This window comes from Pseudomonas eutrophicaquae, from assembly GCF_023544715.1.
Taxonomy (GTDB): Bacteria; Pseudomonadota; Gammaproteobacteria; order Pseudomonadales; family Pseudomonadaceae; genus Geopseudomonas.
In genome coordinates, this window is the sequence record NZ_JAMJEZ010000005.1 from 128,391 (window position 1) to 145,979 (window position 17,589).

Genomic DNA, 17,589 nt, shown 5'->3' on the forward strand with positions numbered 1-17,589 from the left:
CTCAGCGCCCCTCCAGCACCTCGCGGTACACCGCCAGCGTCTCGGTACACATGCGCTCGGCACGAAACAGCGTCTCAAAGCGCTGCCGGGCCTGGCGGCCCAGCGCGGCGGTGCGCTCCGGCTCGGTGCGCAGGCGCTGCAGGGCCGAGCGCAGGGCCAGCGGGTCTGCCGGCGGCACCGTGTAACCCGTCTCGCCATCAAGATTGACAAAGGTCGTGCCGGTGCCGATCTCGCAGGAGAGCATCGGCTTGCCGCACATCGCTGCCTCCAGCAGGGAAATGCCGAACGCCTCCGAGCGCAGGTGCGAAGGGAAGACCAGCGCCTGGCACAGCTGCAGCAGGCACATCTTGTCCGCATCGTCGAGCCGGCCAAGAAACTGCACATGGCCAAGCCCCAGCCGCGCCGCCTGGGCTTTCAATTCATCCTCCATCGGCCCGCTGCCAACGATCACCAGCGGCCAGTCGGTGCCGGCCAGCGCATCCAGCAGATGGTGCAGCCCCTTGTAATAGCGCAGCACCCCGACAAACAGGAAGAACCCCTCGCCGCAGCGCGTGCGCCAGTGTTCCAGACGGGCAGGGTCTGGGCGGGGATAGGCCGCCTCGTCCAGTCCGAACGGCACCACCGTACAGCGCTCACGCAAGGGCTCAAGCTCGGGGCTGCTCTGCAGGTAATTGGGCGAGGAGACCAGAATCCGCCCCATGCGGGCCAGAAAGCGCCGCATCAGCGGCCGATACAGCTGCAGCAGCGCCCGCTGCTTGACGATGTCCGAGTGATAGCTGAGCACCGCTGGCGTGCCATGGCGGGTGGCAAAGTGCACCACATCCATGAATGGCCAGGGGAAGTGAAAGTGGATCAGGTCCACCTCGCGGCTCATCCGGGCAAAGCAGCCGAAGGCCTCGCGGGAGAAGCCGGTGGAGGCCAGGTTGAAATCCTCGCGAATCCGCGTCACCCGGTGGCTGCCGACCGTGAGCTGGCGCGGTACTGGCGCAGGGCTCAGGGTCAGTACCTCGGCATCGACCCCAAGTGCGCGGGTGCCCTCGCAGAGCTGGAAGATCACCTGCTCGACACCGCCGGTGGTGTCCGGCAGGTAAGTCTTGAAAAAGTGCAGAACGCGCATGGAAGGGTTGCCTGAGTCAGAGCCGCGGGGGGCTTACTCTATCATCGTTGCAACGCCGTCCAGAAATGCAGGGCATCACCGTGCAGCGAGGCTTGAGCGGGTCGACAGGAAAGGGGCGCCTTGTGCGGTGCGGCTGGAGTCTGCCGGCGTTTGTCGCTAGTCTCGCCAGCCATCATCGGGCTGGCTGGCCTGCTTCCTGCAATCTGCGACCCATCAAGGCGGTAGCGTGAAAACCCTGTATGTCGACTGCTCGTTTCTGGCGCAGGCGCCCCACCTCAACACCGGGATACAGCGCGTGGTGCGCCGGGTCCTGGAAAACCTCCAGGCCCTGACGGCGCATGACCCTGCGCTGCGCATTCAGCCGGTGCAGATGGCCCACGGCCGCTTCGAGCCCGTGCAGCTGGCGCAGCTGTACCCCTCGGCCGCGGCGGCGCCCAGCCCGGCCCAGCGGCGTCTGCAGCGCTATCTGCGCCGTGTGTTCGATGCCGGCCGCGATCTGCTCTCGGCACTGGCGGCGGATCAGCCTGCCGTGCGGCGGTTTCTGTATGCGCCGCGTACCCAGTTCGGTCTGGCCTGGCTGATTGAGCGGAGCGTCCTGCGACCGCTGCGTGCACTGCGTCAGTGGCGCACGCGGGCGGTGCCTGCCACGCAGGGCCGCTCGCAGGCCTTGCCGGTCACGCCGGGCGATCTGCTGCTGCTGATCGATTCCACCTGGAATTGTGACATCTGGCGCAGCGTCTCAGCCTTCCGCCAGCAAGGTGGCAAGGCCGTGGCCGTCGTCTATGACCTGATTCCACTGACCCATCCGCAGTTCTGCGACGCCGGGCATATCGCCAACTTCTCCCGCTGGCTGCGTGACTCGGTGCAGCAGGTCGACGGCTATATCGGCATCTCAAGGACCGTACAGCAGAGCCTGGAAGACTTCCTGCAGCGCGAGTACCCGCAGCAGGCGGCGCGCCTGCCGTTGGATCACTTCCTGCTGGGCGGTGACTTTGCCTATCACGCCGGCGAGACCGACAGCGTGCGCGACGCGCTGCGCAGCGCCCTCAGCGCCCGCCCGGCCTACCTGATGGTGTCCACCGTCGAGCCCCGCAAGAACCACGCCTACCTGCTCGATGCCTTCGAGCAGCTCTGGGCGCGCGGGGTGGATGTCAGTCTGGTGATCGTCGGGCGCACCGGCTGGAAGGTCGAGGCGCTGATGCGCCGGATCCGCAATCACCCCGAATACGGCCGCCGCCTGCAGCACTGGAGTGATCTCAATGATGCCGAGCTGGCCTGCTGCTACCAGCAGGCGCGTTGCCTGGTGTTCCCCTCGATCGTCGAAGGCTTCGGGCTGCCGATCGTCGAAAGCCTTGCCCAGGGCCTGCCGGTGCTGGCCAGCGACACACCGATCCACCGCGAGATCGGCGCGCAACAGATCGGCTACTTCGACCTAGCGCGTCCGGCGGATCTGGCCGAACGCATCGAGGCCATCGAGCGCGAGGGTCTGCCGGACGCGCTCAAGGTGGCCGAGGGCTACCGCTGGCTGAGCTGGCGCGACAGCAGCCGCCAGCTGCTGGAGCGCGTACTGGCGATGGGCGAGGGCGCGGGCGCAGGACTGGAGTCTGCCGGGGTTTCCAGCTAGGCTGTCGCGCCTGAATTTTCGGGTTGCTGCCGCAGGTCATGGGGCACAACCGGTCACGACTTCAAGGGTCCCCAGGATGAACATGCCCCGCAAAACCGCCATCGTCACCGGCATCACCGGTCAGGACGGTGCCTATCTTGCCGAACTGCTGCTGGAAAAAGGCTACAAGGTCTACGGCACCTACCGGCGCACCAGCTCGGTCAACTTCTGGCGCATCGAGGAGCTGGGCATCGCCGGGCACGAGAACCTCGAGCTGGTCGAGCACGACCTCACCGACCTCTCCGCCAGCATCCGCCTGATGCAGCACGCCGCGCCTGACGAGGTCTACAACCTCGCCGCGCAGAGCTTTGTCGGCGTCTCCTTCGATCAGCCGCTGACCACCGCCGAGATCACCGGCCTTGGCGCGGTCAACCTGCTCGAAGCGATCCGCATCGTCAACCCGAAGATCCGCTTCTACCAGGCCTCCACCTCGGAAATGTTCGGCAAGGTGCAGAGCATCCCGCAGACCGAGGCCACTCCCTTCTACCCGCGCAGCCCCTACGGCGTGGCCAAGCTCTACGCCCACTGGATGACCATCAACTACCGCGAGTCCTACGGCATCTTCGGGGCCAGCGGCATCCTGTTCAATCACGAGTCCCCGCTGCGCGGCAAGGAATTCGTCACCCGCAAGATCACCGACGCGGTGGCGCGCATCGCCCTCGGTCAGCAGGACTGCCTGGAACTGGGCAACCTCGATGCCAAGCGCGACTGGGGCTTTGCCAAGGAGTACGTCGAGGGCATGTGGCGCATGCTGCAGGCCGATGAGCCGGACACCTTCGTGCTGGCCACCAACCGCACCGAAACCGTGCGCGACTTCGTCAGCATGGCCTTCAAGGCGGTCAACGTGGAGCTGGACTGGCAGGGCAGTGCCGAGCAGGAGCGCGGCATCGACCGCAGCAGCGGCAAGACCGTGGTGCAGGTCAACCCGCGCTTCTACCGCCCGGCCGAGGTGGACCTGCTGATCGGCGACCCGCAGCGCGCCCGTGACATCCTCGGCTGGCAGCCGCAGACCAGCCTCGAGCAGCTGTGCAAGCTGATGGTCGAGGCTGACCTGGCGCGGGTGGCGAGCGGCAAGTCGTACTGAGCTGGTCACGCCCGCTGATCTGCCCGGAAGGGGCCGCCTGTGCGGCCCCTTTTTCCATCCCCCCTCCGGACCTTGTCATGCCCCGATCGACCCTGCCTGTGATCCACCAGTTCGCCATCGACATCACCCCAGGCGATGGCATCAGCAACGGCATGCTGCTGACCCGCAAGCTGCTGCGCCTGGCCGGCCTCACCTCCGAGATCTACTGCGCCGACATCCCCGCCGCCCTGCAGGGCGATATCCTGCCGATGAGCGAATACCGCCCCGGCAGCGCGGATGCCCTGCTGGTGCATCACGGCATCGGCAACCCCCATGAGGACTGGCTGCGCGCACTGCCTGAGCGCAAGTTCATGGTGTTCCATAACATCACCCCCGCCAGCCTGTTTCCTGCCGGGCACCCGATCCTGCCGATGCTGGCCCACGGCTGGCAACAGGTGGACACCTGGAAGGACTGGCTGGCCGGCAGCATCGCCGACTCGCGGCAAAACCTCGAGGAGCTGCGCAAGCATGGCCATGATCCGGCGCAGCTGGCCGAGATCCCCCTGCTGGTCGATCTGGAGCGCCTCGCGCCGCTGGCCGGCGCCCGCAGCGATTACCCGCGGCCCTTTACCCTGCTGTTCGTCGGCCGGGTGATGCCGCACAAGAACCAGCAAGCACTGATCGAAGCCTTCGCCTGTCTGGTGCGCCAGGTGGGCGTGCCGCTGCAGCTCAACCTGGTGGGCGGCTTCACCGTGCCGGAGTACCGCGACCAGCTGCAGGCGCGGATTGCCGAACTGGGGCTTGAGGGCTGCGTCTGCCTGACCGGCAAGGTTGACGAGGCCCGCCTGGCCGCCCACTACCGCAACAGCGACCTGTTTGTCTGCCTGAGCCGCCACGAGGGCTTTGGCATGCCGCTGATCGAGGCCATGGCCCACGATCTGCCCGTGCTGGCCTACAACGCCCCGGCCAGCAACATCCAACACACCCTGGCAGGTGCCGGGCTGATCCTGGACAGCGACGAGCCCCACGAGGTCGCCGCCGCCATCGCCCAGCTGATGGAAAACCCCGCCCTGCGCCAGTACCTGCGCCGCCAGGGCCGCGCCCGGCTCGCCGAGTTCGCCTACCAGCCACTCTATGAGCGCCTGCGCGACTACCTGGCCGGCTTTGCCATCGCCCTGCCGGCCCACACCTTTGCGCCGCAGCCCGCCGCCGGGCACGCTGCCGTCGAGCCGGTGGACGAGCGTATCGAAGGGCCGTTCGACAGCAGCTACAGCCTGGCGCTGGTCAACCGCGAGCTGGCCCGCGCACTGGCCGAGGAGTGCCGCCGCGTCGCCCTGCGCGCGACCGAAGGGCCGGGGCCGATTGCCGTCGATGGCGGTTTTCTGCGCGACAACCCCGACTGCGCCGACCTATGTAAGAGAGGGGAGGAGCCTGCCCGCCACGTGCTGCGCCTGCTCTATCCGCCGCGGGTCACCGGCATGGGCGGCGAGCTGAACGTGCTGTCCTGCTATGGCTGGGAAGAATCCGCACTGCCGCAGGCCTTCTGCCGCGACTTCAACCAGCACCTGCAGCTGATCACCAGCATGTCCTCCTGGGTGACCCGCACCCTGCAGGACAACGGCATCACCACGCCGATCGTCACCGTAGGCCTTGGCGCCGACCACATCCTGCGGGCTGCGCCTGATGCCAGCCGGCTGCCGGCACTGAGCGCGGCGGCCGGACGCCTGACCCTGCTGCACGTCTCCTCCTGCTTCCCGCGCAAGGGCGTGGACGTGCTGCTGGCGGCCTATGGTGCCGCCTTCAGCGCGGCTGACCCGGTGCGGCTGATCATCAAGACCTTCCCCAATCCGCACCACGACATCGCCGCCGAGCTGGCCGCCTGGCGTGCCGCACACCCGAATCCGCCCGCGGTGGAGCTGATCAACCAGGACCTGCCGGACAATGCCCTGCGCGCGCTCTACCAGCTGGCCGATGTACTGGTCGCGCCCTCGCGTGGCGAGGGCTTTGGCCTGCCGCTGGCCGAGGCCATGCTGCACCGCCTGCCGGTGATCACCACGGCCCGCGGCGGACAGACAGACTTCTGCACCGCCGAAACCGCCTGGCTGATCGATGCTCAGCCGGTGCGCGCGCGCAGCCACCTGCAAGCCGCCGCCTCGCTGTGGTTCGAGCCCTGTGCGGAACATCTCAAGTCAATCCTGCGTGAATTTGCTGACGCTTTTGTGACAGGCCAGCTGGCGCAGATGACCGGTGCGCGGACCGAGGCCGCCCTGCAACTGATCAGCCAGCGCTACACCTGGCGGGCGGTCGCCCGCGCCACCGTGCAGGCCATCGAGACCGCCAGCCGCCAGCCGCTGCTCAAGCCCGCGCCGCGCCTTGGCTGCATCACCACCTGGAACAGCGCCTGCGGCATCGCCACCTACAGCCAGCACCTGCTGGGCAGTGGCCTTGCCGAGGCCTGCACCCTCCTGGCCAACGACAACGCCGAGCCCATCCGCATCGATGGCGACAACGTGCGGCGCGTCTGGAGTGCCGGGGAGGGGGACGACCTGCAACGCCTGCGCGAGGCGATTGCCGAAGGCGCCATCGATTGCCTGCTGATCCAGTTCAATTTCTCCTTTTTTGCCCTGAGCGCCTTTGCCGCGCTGCTCGAATGGGCGCATGCCCGCGGCATCGTCACCCTGGTGATCTTCCATTCCACCGCCGACGTACAGCACGGCGAAACCCTCAAGAGCCTGCGTGATCTGCGCGACACGCTCAGACACTGCAACCGCCTGCTGGTTCACAGCGTGGCCGATATTCACCGCCTCGAAGCCATGGGCCTGCGCGACAACCTGCTGTTGTTCCCGCATGGCGTGCTGCAGCCGCCGGCGATCACCCCGGGTGCCGCTCAGCGGACGGCTGGGCTGGCCGGGCGCACCGTGCTGGCCAGTTACGGCTTCCTGCTGCCCCACAAGGGCATTGGCGAGCTGATCGAGGCCTTCGCCGGGCTGGCGGCCGAGCGTGCCGACCTGCACCTGCTGCTGGTCACCGCCTGCTACCCGATTGCTGAGTCGAGCGCACTGGCCGAGCGCTACCGCCAGCGCATCGCCGCGGCTGATCTGGCCGGTCGGGTGACGCTGATCACCGACTACCTGAGCGATAAGGAGTCGCTGGCCTGGCTGGCGCAGGCCGATGGCATCGTCTTCCCCTACCAGCACACCCAGGAGTCCTCCAGTGCGGCCGTACGCTGGGGGCTGTGCACCGGCAAGCCGGTGCTCTGCACCCCGCTGGAGATCTTCGAGGACGTGGCCGAGGCGGTGACCTTCCTGCCCGGCTGCGATGTGGCGGCGCTGCAGGCGGGCCTGCGTCAAGCACTCGACCATGGTCTGCAAGTGCGCCAGAAAAACTGGTTGAATACGCATTCCTGGCCAATAATCTCAGTGAGGTTGCGAAATATACTGGCGGCGCTGATGACAAGATATTGACGTCAGTCAATAGCTGGTTTGATGGGTTGCTTGTGTGGCTACGCGCAAAACGGGTAGCATTCCGGCCGATGGTCAGCTCATCAGTTATGTGACTTGCAAACGCAAGCCAGCTCGGTAAGCTGCCTGCGGCCGGCGCAAGCCGACCTTCCCTTGTACGGGGGCTATGCCCCGTTGGGGCATGGCAACAGGCTGGGGCCGACGGGTCTCGTTCCGCAAGGAAAGCCTGCATGTCGATTCGACTTATCACGGAGATACAAAAGTAATGGCTATTACCTCTGCACAAGTGCAACAGCTGTATGTCGGCTACCTGGGTCGCGCTGCTGACCAGGCTGGTCTCGACTACTGGCTGGCCGAGCTGAACAATCCGGCCTCCGGCCTGACCCTGGAAAACCTGCGCGCCAACTTCGTCAACGAGCAGCCGGAATACGCCAACACCTATGCGGGTCTGACCGTCACCCAGACCGTTGCCAAGATCTACGAGAACCTGTTCGAGCGTGCTGCCGAGCCGGCTGGTCTGGCTTACTGGGTCGGTGAAGTGGAAGCGGGTCGCGTGCCGGTCGATCAACTGATCGTTGCCTTCCTCAACAGCGCCTCTGCCGCTGACCGTCTGGTTGTCGACAACAAGGTGCAGGTTGCCCAGTCCTATACCACCACGGCGGGTGCCAACTTCACCGCCGCTGCAGCGGCTGATGCCATCGCAGCTGTGGATGCTACTTCCCAGTCCGTACAGGCCGCCCTGGCCAATATTCAGGCTGGCAGCATCACTGGTAACGTTTATGTCCTGGATGCGAACGTCAACAGCCTGCAGGGTACTGCCGGTAACGATACTTTCCTGGCCAACGCTGCTTCCCTGCAGTTTGCCGACAGCATCAATGGCGGTGCCGGTAACGACACCCTCAAGCTGACCGTCAGCAACGCCGACTACACTGCCAGCGAAATCACCGCCGGCTTCAAGCTGATCGAGCCGCGCACCACCAGCGTTGAAGTGCTGGAAGTCACCGCGCGTACCTCGCTCAGCCAAAATGCCGTGGCCGATACCCTGGCTGACGGCATCAACGGTGGCAACAACGCCTTCACCGATCCGGCTGCAACTTCTGGTGGCAACCGTGATTCCGACACCGTCGACACCATCATTACCCTGAGCTCCGCTCCGGACCTCAAGGTCATCGCTTCCATCGACAGCGAGCTGAGCGGTTCTGCGCTGACTTTCAACGATATCCAGACCATCGACGGCACGCGCATTCGTATCATTGATACCAACAGCGCTCACAACTTCCTGTTCGATGACGAAGCAGCGACTGCCGGCAACGACAAGGTCACTCTTGACCTGGCCGAAGCACGTGGCCTGACCATCAACTTCGGCGAGACTCCGGCCACTGGTGTGTCCGTCAATCAGCTGCCGACCAGCACCACCTTCGCCAATGCTGCCAACCCGGCTCTGGTGGGCGAGGCGAATGCACTGGGTATCAGCAACAACGATGGCCAAGGCCGTCAGGGCGTCAGCACTTCGCTGCCGACCGGTTTCTACGGTCAGGACGCTGCCAGCCAGTCCGAGATCAACACCCTGACCATCAACTCCTTCGTTCAGGAGCCGGCAGGTGCCTCGCGCAACTACCGTAACGAGGTGGTTGACCTGAACATTGGCAATGTGGTCGACACCCTGAACATCACTGGCGATGCCCAGCTGAAGATCGGTCTGGCCTTCCAGCAGGAACAAGAAGTCCTGGCGAGCAACACCCGCATCTCTACAGTCAATGTTGTACAGCAGCTGGCTGTGGCCGATACCACCGGCGAGGGTTACGACTACGGTGTGGTTCCGGCACTCGACGTGCTTGACCTGAGCAACAGCGTGCTGCGTGACTTCGCCCTGAGCAGCGCTTCCTACGCGCTGGATGCCAGCATCCGTACCGTCAATGCCGGTGCACACTTTGCCGGTGTTGATCAGGCCCAGGCTGCTTACGCCGCCCTGCCGACGGCTGACCTGACCCTGGACATCAGCAACGGCGTCTTCGATGCCGCAGGCCAGGTGTTCAATTACATTGGCTCGCAGGGTGACGACAGCGTCAACTTTGGTGTGCGTACCATCAACAAGATCATTGACCTCGGCACTGGCAACGACACCGTCGTCGCAGGTCGTGGCAACGACCTGATCCGTGGTGGCGCAGGTGATGATGTCATCAAGCACAACAACACCGAGAACAGCTTCCGCACCCTTGGTCAGGCCGACAGCCTGAACGATGGCTACGGCTTTGCTGCTGGCCAGGAAGTCACCGTCTACGGTGGCGAGGGTAACGATCAGGTGGTCATCGCCGGCCAGGTTGAAGCCAACATGATCTCCCTGGTGGATCTGGGTAACGGCGACGATACCCTGTACGTCGAAGACTCCGCCGATGGCGATCTGAATGATGCGGGCGACGCGGGCGTAGCCAACAACCGCATTGCCGGTGGTCTGGGTCAGGACACCATCATTGTCACCACCGCAGGCAACCGTCTGCCGACAGACACCGTGCTGGATCTGGTCATCTACGGTGACAACGCTGTGACTGGCGAGCACCTGGTCGAGGACCTGAACGCGCCGGCACTGCGTGGCGTGCGTGGTGAAGAAGTCACTCGTGCTGCCCGTGACGTCAATGCCAACTTCGTGGCTGACAGCTACTTCGCCAATGCCGCTCTGGCAGGCACTGCTGCCGACAGCGACCGCATCTACGTCAACGACATCAACAACACCTACGCCAACCTTGGCAACGGTGACAACGTGTTCGTGCAGCGTGGCCTGAACGGTAACGGCGTGCTGGATGCCATCGAAGGTGCCGCTGCTGCTGCCGCTGTTCTGCCGGCCAGCGATGTCACTGTCGATGCAGGTAACGGCAACGATACCGTGGCCATCTACACCAACGGCATCAAGCAGGTGAACACCCGCGGCGGCAACGATGTCATCGACCTGGTCGGTACTGGCAACGTGACTGTACTGGCAGGCGAGGGTGACGACCGTGTTGTCGTGAGCAGCGTCAGCACTGCGCCGATCGCTAACGCTCCGGCCAACTACATCGACCTGGGCGCTGGCGACGATACCCTGACCGTCACCACCAAGGGCGTCGTGAACGGCGTGACCGAGATCTACGGCCGCACTGGTCGTGATGTGGTCAGCATCCTCAATGCCGACACCACCGTTGACACCGATCACACCCTGCACGTCGAGCTGGGTGCCGATGCTGACGTCATGCTGATGCGTGCTCGTGATCTGAAGAACGATGACACCATCTCTGGCGGTAACGATGGCTCCATCGACCAGTTCATCCTGGTCAGCAATGATGCCGGCCGCACTCAAGAGGCTGTGACCTTCTCTGACAGCAGCCGTGTCGAAGGCTTCGAGCTGTTCGATCTGCGTGGTGCCGGTGCAGGGACTGCTGTTGCAGCCACTACTGCCGAGCTGCGTCAGTTCACCAACGGTGGCGTGAACTTCACCCTGACCGAGAACCTGATCGCTCGTATGGATCAGAACGTCAGCGTCGGTGATGTGACCAACTACGTGTACGGTGCTGCTCTGCCGGTTGATGGTGCTGCTCAGGGTACTGACGGCAACAATGATGGCCTGTTCACCGCTGGCGTGCTGGGCAACATGAATGCCTACAACACCACTGGTGTGCTGACCGTCACTACCGTCGAGCATGGTGTCAATGACGACGACATCATCATCGAGTCCAACAACGCCCTGAACCTGACCCAGACTCTGGATCTGCGTGCCCTGGGTGATGTGCTCAACAGCCCGACCAGCGTTCTGTCTGCCGATCGTTCCTTCGTGAACTTCCTCGGTGGTACCGCGCGTGACGTGGTGGTCGTTGACGAGCGCTCGTTCAACAGCTTCAGCAACCTGCGCTTCGACGAGTTCGACCTCGCTGCTGCCAACCTGATCGATGAAGACAACAGCACCCAGGATACCCTCCTGGTGGTTGCCAACACTGTCCGTAACGAAGTGACCGATATCTCCTTCGGTGACTACCGTAACGTGCAGGGTCTGGATGCTGTTGCTCTCGTTGACCAGTCCGCTACCGTCAACAGCACCTTCCGCCTCGAGGCTTCCGAGTTCCTGGCCAACCAGGCGACCTCCTCGCTGGTGCCGGGCGCCCTGAACGCCGCCGGTGGCGCGCAGGCTGGTCTGCTGGTGACCATCGAGACTGCTGACGCTGTCGAGATCTACGGTGCTGCAGGCGCAAGCGTCACCTTCACAGGTGGTGTTGCTCTGGCGGCCCCGGTCACCCTGGACACCGTCGACGGTCAAGTCCAGCTGGTCGGCGTTGACGCCAACAGCTTCCTGATCACTGCTGTCTAAGCACTGATTTAGGTAACATAGGCCCCTCACCCAGGTGAGGGGCCTTTTTTTTGACTCTGCAAATCCTCTTTATCCATCAGAACTTCCCGGGGCAGTTCCTGCACCTGGCGCCCGTCCTGGCGGCCGCGGGTCATCAGGTGACGGCCCTGTGCCTGCAGCCCCTGGATCGGCGTTCATCCGCCCAGCAGGAGGCGCCGACCGCTGAGACGAACTGGCAGGGCGTACGCGTCCTTACCTACCAGGTTGCCCGCAACAGCTCGCGTGAGGTGCATCCCTGGATTGCTGATCTCGAGGCCAAGACCATCCGTGCCCAGGCCTGTCTGAATGCCTGTCTGGCCTTGCAGCGTCAGGGCTACACGCCGGATGTGGTGATCGCCCATCCTGGCTGGGGCGAACCGCTGTTCATCCGCGAGGTCTGGCCCGCCGTACGCCTTGGTCTGTACGCCGAGTTCTACTACCACGCCCGCGGGGCGGACACCGGCTTTGACCCCGAATTCCCCGCAGCCGACCCGGTGGCGGATGCCTGTCGCCTGCGCTTGAAGAACCTCAACAACGACCTGCAATACCCGCAGGCTGATGCGGTGATCTCACCGACCCACTGGCAAGCCAGTACCTTTCCCGAGGCGATTCGCCGCAAGATCAGCGTCATTCATGATGGCATCGATACTCGTCTGGTGGCGCCTGATCCTGGTGTGCGCCTGCGGCTGCAGACGGCCCGCGGCCCCTTGCAGCTGACCCGCGCTGACGAGGTCATCACCTTCGTCAACCGCAACCTTGAGCCTTATCGCGGCTATCACACCTTCATGCGGGCCCTGCCAATGCTGCTGGCGCAGCGTCCGCAGGCGCGTGTGCTGATCGTGGGTGGCGAGGAGGTGAGTTATGGTGCCCGCCCTGCTGATGGGCGCAGCTGGAAAGAGATATTCATCCGCGAGGTTCGTCCACAGATCAGCGATGCCGACTGGGCGCGCGTGCATTTTCTCGGCCAGATCGCCTATCAGCACTTCATACCGCTGCTGCAGCTCTCCCGCGTACACGTCTACCTCACCTACCCGTTTGTCCTCTCCTGGAGCCTGCTGGAGGCAATGAGCGCCGGTTGCGCGATCGTTGCCAGCGACACCCAGCCGCTGCACGAGGCCATCCGCCACGATGAGACCGGCCGGCTGGTGAGCTTCTTCGATCCGCACGCCCTGGCTGGGGAGATCTGCACACTGCTCGACGACCCCGAAGCCCGGCAGCGCCTCGGGCATCATGCGCGCACCTTCGCCCAGACCCACTACGACCTGCAGCGCGTCTGCCTGCCCCATCAGCTGGCCTGGGTGATGCAGCTGGCGAGCGGGTAGAGCCCCCGCTTCCCTGCTAGAATCCGCCCCCTCCCAACCATTGCGAGTCGCTGCATGCTGCAAGTGGATAACGTCTGCAAGGAGTTCAAGCTCTACAGCAGACCCTGGCACCGCCTGAAGGAAATCGTCCTGCGCCGCAGTTTCCATCGCCGCCATCGTGCGCTGGATCATCTGTCGTTCAGCGTGGCCAGCGGCGAGACCCTGGGCATTCTCGGTCGCAACGGTGCCGGCAAGTCGACCCTGCTCAAGCTGCTCAACGGGGTGCTGCTGCCCGACCACGGGCAGATTCGCGTCAATGGCCGGGTCACCGGCCTGCTGGAGCTGGGTACAGGCTTTGACCCCAACCTCAGCGGTGCGCAGAACATCGTCGGCAACGGCTTGCTGCTGGGCATGACCCGCGAGCAGATCGAGGCGCGCCGCGAGGCGATCATCGCCTTCTCGGAGCTGGGCCCGTTCATCGAGGAGCCGATCCGTACCTACTCCTCGGGCATGACCATGCGCCTGGCCTTTGCCATCGCCATTCATGCCGACCCGGATATCTTCCTGATCGATGAGGCGCTGTCGGTCGGTGATGGCCACTTCCAGCAGAAGTGCATGCGCCGCATCAAGGAGTTTCGCGCCCGTGGCGGCTCGATCATCTTCGTCTCCCACGACCTCAACGCGGTGAAGATGATCTGCGATCGCGCGATCGTCCTGAGCGAGGGGCGGATCGTCGCCGATGACGTGCCGGAGAATGCCGTCAACCTCTACAACCAGCTGCTGGCCGGTGAGGACGAGGGGGGCGGCGAGCGGCCGGTCAGCGAAGGCTACGGCACCCTGGAGGCGCGCATCGAGCAGATCACCTTTGCCGGAGAAGGCTCGGGCAGTGCCATCCTGGCCAGTGGCGACACCGCGCAGCTGGATGTCGACATCAGCGCCCGGGTGGCGCTGGAGGATGTCTCCCTGGGCCTGATGATTCGTGACCGCTTCGGCCAGGACATCTACGGGACCAACAGTCATTACCTGGGCTACCCGCTGGCACTGGCCGCGGGTGAACGTCGTCGTTTGCGCTACCGCTTCCCGATGCGCCTGGCGCCCGGCAAGTACACCCTGACTCTGGCGCTGCACGATGGTGCCGACCACACTCGCCGCTGCTTCCACTGGCGCGACAATGCCCTGAGCTTCGAGGTGGCCGGCATCCAGCGCGGCTTCTTTGGCGGAGTGTGCGACCTGTCAGCCACCCTGGAGGACCTCGACCTCTGCAGCACCTCTGTTCGCCAGCAGGAGCCGATATGCTGATCCCCAACAACCCCGAGATCGACTTTGCCGAGCTGAACCGGCGCATCGCCGAGGAGGCTGCCCGTTACCGGGCCAGCCCCGCCCGTGCCGCGCCGTTGCCGGTGTTTGCCCCCAGCAGTGCGCCGCCTCCCACGCTGCCAGACAGCTGGGAAGCGCTGATTGTGCTGGAGGATGAAGCGCTGGTCAGCGGTGCTTACAGCTATCTGCTGGGCCGTCTGGCCACGGCCGAGGAGTTGCAGCAGGGGCTGGCGCAGCTCTGGGGCGGACTGGACAAGTTCGAATGGCTCGCCGCGCTGCGCTACAGTGCCGAGGGCCTGGCCCACGGGGCCGCGGTGCATGGCTTGCGCCGGGCACGCCTCAAGGTACGCCTGCGCGCCATTCCGCTGCTCGGCCGGCTGCTGCTCAGTGCCTATGCCAGCCTGAATGCCGAGGCGCGCGAGCGGCATTACCGGGCGCGCTTCACCCTGCAGCAGCGCCAGCAGGCCCAGTTGCAGGCCCAGGTGGCTCAGCTGCAACACCTGCTGGAGCAGCAGGTGCAGCAGCTGGCCAGCCTGCAGGCCCTGCAGGCTCCGCAGGTGGTCACGCCGGTCAGCCCCCCTGCGGTGCCGGCGGCGCTGGCGGCTATCCCTGAGAGTTTCTATCGAGCCTTCGAAGACCGCTTTCGCGGTGACGAGGCGACCCTGCGCGAGCGGCTTGCCTACTACCTGCCGCTGCTTGCCGAGGTGGCGCCGCTGCAGCAGGGCCTGCCGCTGGTGGATATCGGTTGCGGGCGTGGTGAGTGGCTACAGATGCTGCCGGCCGGCTGTGCGCGCATCGGCATCGACCTCAATGCCCTGAATGTGGCCGCCTGCCACGAACGCGGCCTGGCCGCTGAGCAGGCCGATGCCCTGTACTGGCTGGCCGCTCAGGCGCCGGGCAGCGTGGCGGTGATCAGCGCCTTCCATGTGATCGAGCACCTGAGCTTTGCCCAGCTCAACACCCTGCTCGATGAGTGCCTGCGGGTGCTGGCCCCGGGGGGGCTGCTGATCTTTGAGACGCCCAACCCTGAAAACCTCATCACCGCGGCCACCCACTTCTACACCGACCCGACACACCGGCACCCGCTGCCGCCGGCCTTGACCGAGTTTCTGGTGCAGTTCAAGGGCTTTGCCGAGGTGACCCTCCATCGCCTCAATCCGATCCCCCGCGAGTACGCGCTGGATGAGGACAGCGAAGTCGCCCGGCGCTGTGATGCGCTGTTCTACGGCCCGCAGGACTACGCCGTCACTGCTCGCAGGTAAGCCATGAACGCTCGAATCGATCAGTTCGCCCCCACAGTGGCCGTGGGGGATGGCGTGACCAACAGCCTGCTGTTCATCCGCAGCCTGCTGCGCGAACTGGGTTATGCCTCCGACATCTACAGCTTCAGCCGCCCGCCCGAGCTGCAGGGCGAGGTGCACGACGCCCAGCAGCTCGATGCCACCCGCACTGACCTGCTGCTCTACCACCACTCCATGGGCCACGAACATGGCGACTGGCTGCTGGCGCTGCCATGTCCCTGTGCGCTGGTCTACCACAACATCACCCCGGCGGCGTTCTTCCCGGCGGGCAGCGTGCTGCATCACTACGCGCAGCAGGGTCGCCTGCAGCTGCAGGCCTGGCGCAGCCGTTTTGTGGCGGCCCTGGCGGTCTCGGCCCTCAATGCCACCGAGCTGAGTGCGGCGGGTTACACGGCGGTGGCGCAGCTGCCGCTGCTGGTTGATCTGGCGCGCCTGGGCGGCGTGCAGCAGCGTCCGGCCTTTCTTGCTGCGCAGCCGCCGCAGGCCGAGTACTACCTGGCCATCGGGCGGCTGGCCGAGAACAAGCGCCAGCACCTGCTGATCGAGGCCTTTTATCATTTGTGCCAGCAGCATGGCGCCGAGTTTGCCCGCCGCGCCCGCCTGTTGCTGGTCGGCGGCACCACCAGTGAGGCGTATGCCCACGGCCTGCATCAGCACACAGCCCAGCTGGGCCTGCTCGGCCGGGTGCTGCTCCCAGGCAAATGCAACGACGCCGAGCTGCGCTGGTTGTACGCCCATGCCCGCCAGTACTGGTGCGCCAGCGCCCACGAGGGCTTCTGCATGCCGCTGATCGAGGCGGCGCAGGCCGGTTTGCCGATGTTGGCACTGGCCACCTCCAACATTCCCGATACCCTGGGCGAGGGCGGACTGCTGCTGGAGGGGGAAGACCCGTTGCACCTTGCCCTGGCCAGTGCCTTGCTCGAGCAGCAGCCTGATCTGCGCGCCCGGGTACTGGCCGGAGCGCAGCGCAACCTGCAGCGTTACGGGCGGGCGGTGCTGGCCGAGCAGCTCGGGCGCTGGTGCCAGGAGCAGCTGGGCTGTCAGCCTGGCATGTTGGACGGTTGAGGATTTTTTGGCTATTGTTTAGTGATGGTTGTTCGTTACGCCTGTTGCAGCCTTCGCTGACCAGGCCGATACGGCTATCCACCTCTCAGTTGGTCAAGCTGCTGTGCTTGGTTTACTGGCACCACTACTTTTACGGATGACGAGAATATGGCGTTGAATACTGAAACGTTCCTCCTGCCGGGCTGGAATGAAGCCTACTACCTATCCAATAACCCCGATGTAGCAGCCGTCGTTGCGCGCGGTGAACTCACCAGTGGCCTGCAGCACTTCGAGCTGTTTGGTGTCAGAGAGAACCGCCCGTTTGCTGGCTTCAATGAGGCGGAGTATCTGCGCCTCAACGCTGATGTAGCGGCTGCCGTAGAGGCGGGCGAGCTGGCCTCGGGCCTTGCCCACTACCTGCAGTTTGGTCAGGCTGAAGGCCGCAACTACGGCTTTGCCAACCAGTACGCCGACTTTGATGAGCAGGCTTATCTTGATGCCAACCCCGACGTAGCCGCTGCCGTGATTTCCGGCGATGTGGCCTCGGGCCTTGAGCACTACGCCCTGTTCGGCAAGGCCGAAGGCCGTGCCGCCTTCATCGATGCCAGCAAGTATGCAGGCTTCGATGCGCAGGCCTACCTGGTTGCCTACCCTGACGTAGCCGCTGCCGTGCAGGCGGGTGATCTGCAATCGGCCCTGCAGCACTTTGTCCTGTTTGGTGCGGCTGAAGGCCGTGTCCAGGAGAGCTTCTTCGCTGCTGAGCCGGCACCGAACAACGCCCCGGTTGCCGAAGCCGCTACCGCTGCTGTCGCGGAAGACGCCGCCCTGCTGGAAGGCCAGCTGGTCGCTACCGACGTCGATACCGGCGCCGAGCTGACCTTCGCCCTGGTGGGCGAAGCCGTTGCCGGCCTGACCATCAACGCCGACGGCAGCTACACCTTCGACGCTGCCAACGCGGCCTACCAGTCGCT

10 protein-coding genes are annotated in these 17,589 nt (G+C 64.9%); 9 read left to right on the forward strand and 1 reads right to left on the reverse strand.

Annotated elements, in window-relative coordinates; genetic code table 11:
* Window position 1 precedes the first annotated feature (1 nt).
* On the reverse strand, window positions 2-1,117 hold the full coding sequence (locus MXC11_RS03920) for a glycosyltransferase family 4 protein (RefSeq protein WP_250005643.1): 1,116 nt from the start codon (window positions 1,115-1,117) through the stop codon (window positions 2-4).
* Window positions 1,118-1,343: 226 nt separating this feature from the next.
* Between MXC11_RS03920 and MXC11_RS03925 the strand changes: the two genes are divergently transcribed.
* The 9 genes from MXC11_RS03925 to MXC11_RS03965 form a co-directional block, all read left to right on the forward strand.
* A complete protein-coding gene (locus MXC11_RS03925) occupies window positions 1,344-2,741 on the forward strand; it encodes a glycosyltransferase family 4 protein (protein WP_250005645.1) in 1,398 nt (465 codons plus the stop codon).
* A 76-nt stretch (window positions 2,742-2,817) separates the two neighbouring features.
* The gene (gmd, locus tag MXC11_RS03930; protein ID WP_250005647.1) at window positions 2,818-3,864 is read left to right on the forward strand and encodes a GDP-mannose 4,6-dehydratase; all 1,047 of its coding nucleotides are present in this window, start codon (window positions 2,818-2,820) and stop codon (window positions 3,862-3,864) included.
* A gap of 77 nt (window positions 3,865-3,941) precedes the next feature.
* Window positions 3,942-7,307: a glycosyltransferase family 4 protein gene (locus tag MXC11_RS03935; RefSeq protein ID WP_250005649.1), complete on the forward strand. Its 3,366-nt coding sequence runs from the start codon at window positions 3,942-3,944 to the stop codon at window positions 7,305-7,307.
* 262 nt (window positions 7,308-7,569) lie between these two features.
* Complete coding sequence (locus MXC11_RS03940; RefSeq protein WP_250005651.1) at window positions 7,570-11,637, forward strand: DUF4214 domain-containing protein; 4,068 nt, start codon at window positions 7,570-7,572, stop codon at window positions 11,635-11,637.
* A 50-nt stretch (window positions 11,638-11,687) separates the two neighbouring features.
* The gene (locus MXC11_RS03945; RefSeq protein WP_250005653.1) at window positions 11,688-12,977 is read left to right on the forward strand and encodes a glycosyltransferase; all 1,290 of its coding nucleotides are present in this window, start codon (window positions 11,688-11,690) and stop codon (window positions 12,975-12,977) included.
* 54 nt (window positions 12,978-13,031) lie between these two features.
* Window positions 13,032-14,255, forward strand: coding sequence for an ABC transporter ATP-binding protein (locus tag MXC11_RS03950; protein ID WP_250005655.1), 1,224 nt, complete (start codon window positions 13,032-13,034; stop codon window positions 14,253-14,255).
* Complete coding sequence (locus tag MXC11_RS03955) at window positions 14,249-15,535, forward strand: class I SAM-dependent methyltransferase (RefSeq protein WP_250005657.1); 1,287 nt, start codon at window positions 14,249-14,251, stop codon at window positions 15,533-15,535. Before MXC11_RS03950 ends, MXC11_RS03955 begins: the two co-directional genes overlap by 7 nt.
* A gap of 3 nt (window positions 15,536-15,538) precedes the next feature.
* Complete coding sequence (locus tag MXC11_RS03960) at window positions 15,539-16,639, forward strand: glycosyltransferase (protein WP_250005659.1); 1,101 nt, start codon at window positions 15,539-15,541, stop codon at window positions 16,637-16,639.
* A gap of 147 nt (window positions 16,640-16,786) precedes the next feature.
* Window positions 16,787-17,589 (forward strand): Ig-like domain-containing protein (locus MXC11_RS03965; RefSeq protein WP_250005661.1); only part of this gene is annotated, 803 nt, incomplete at its 3' end.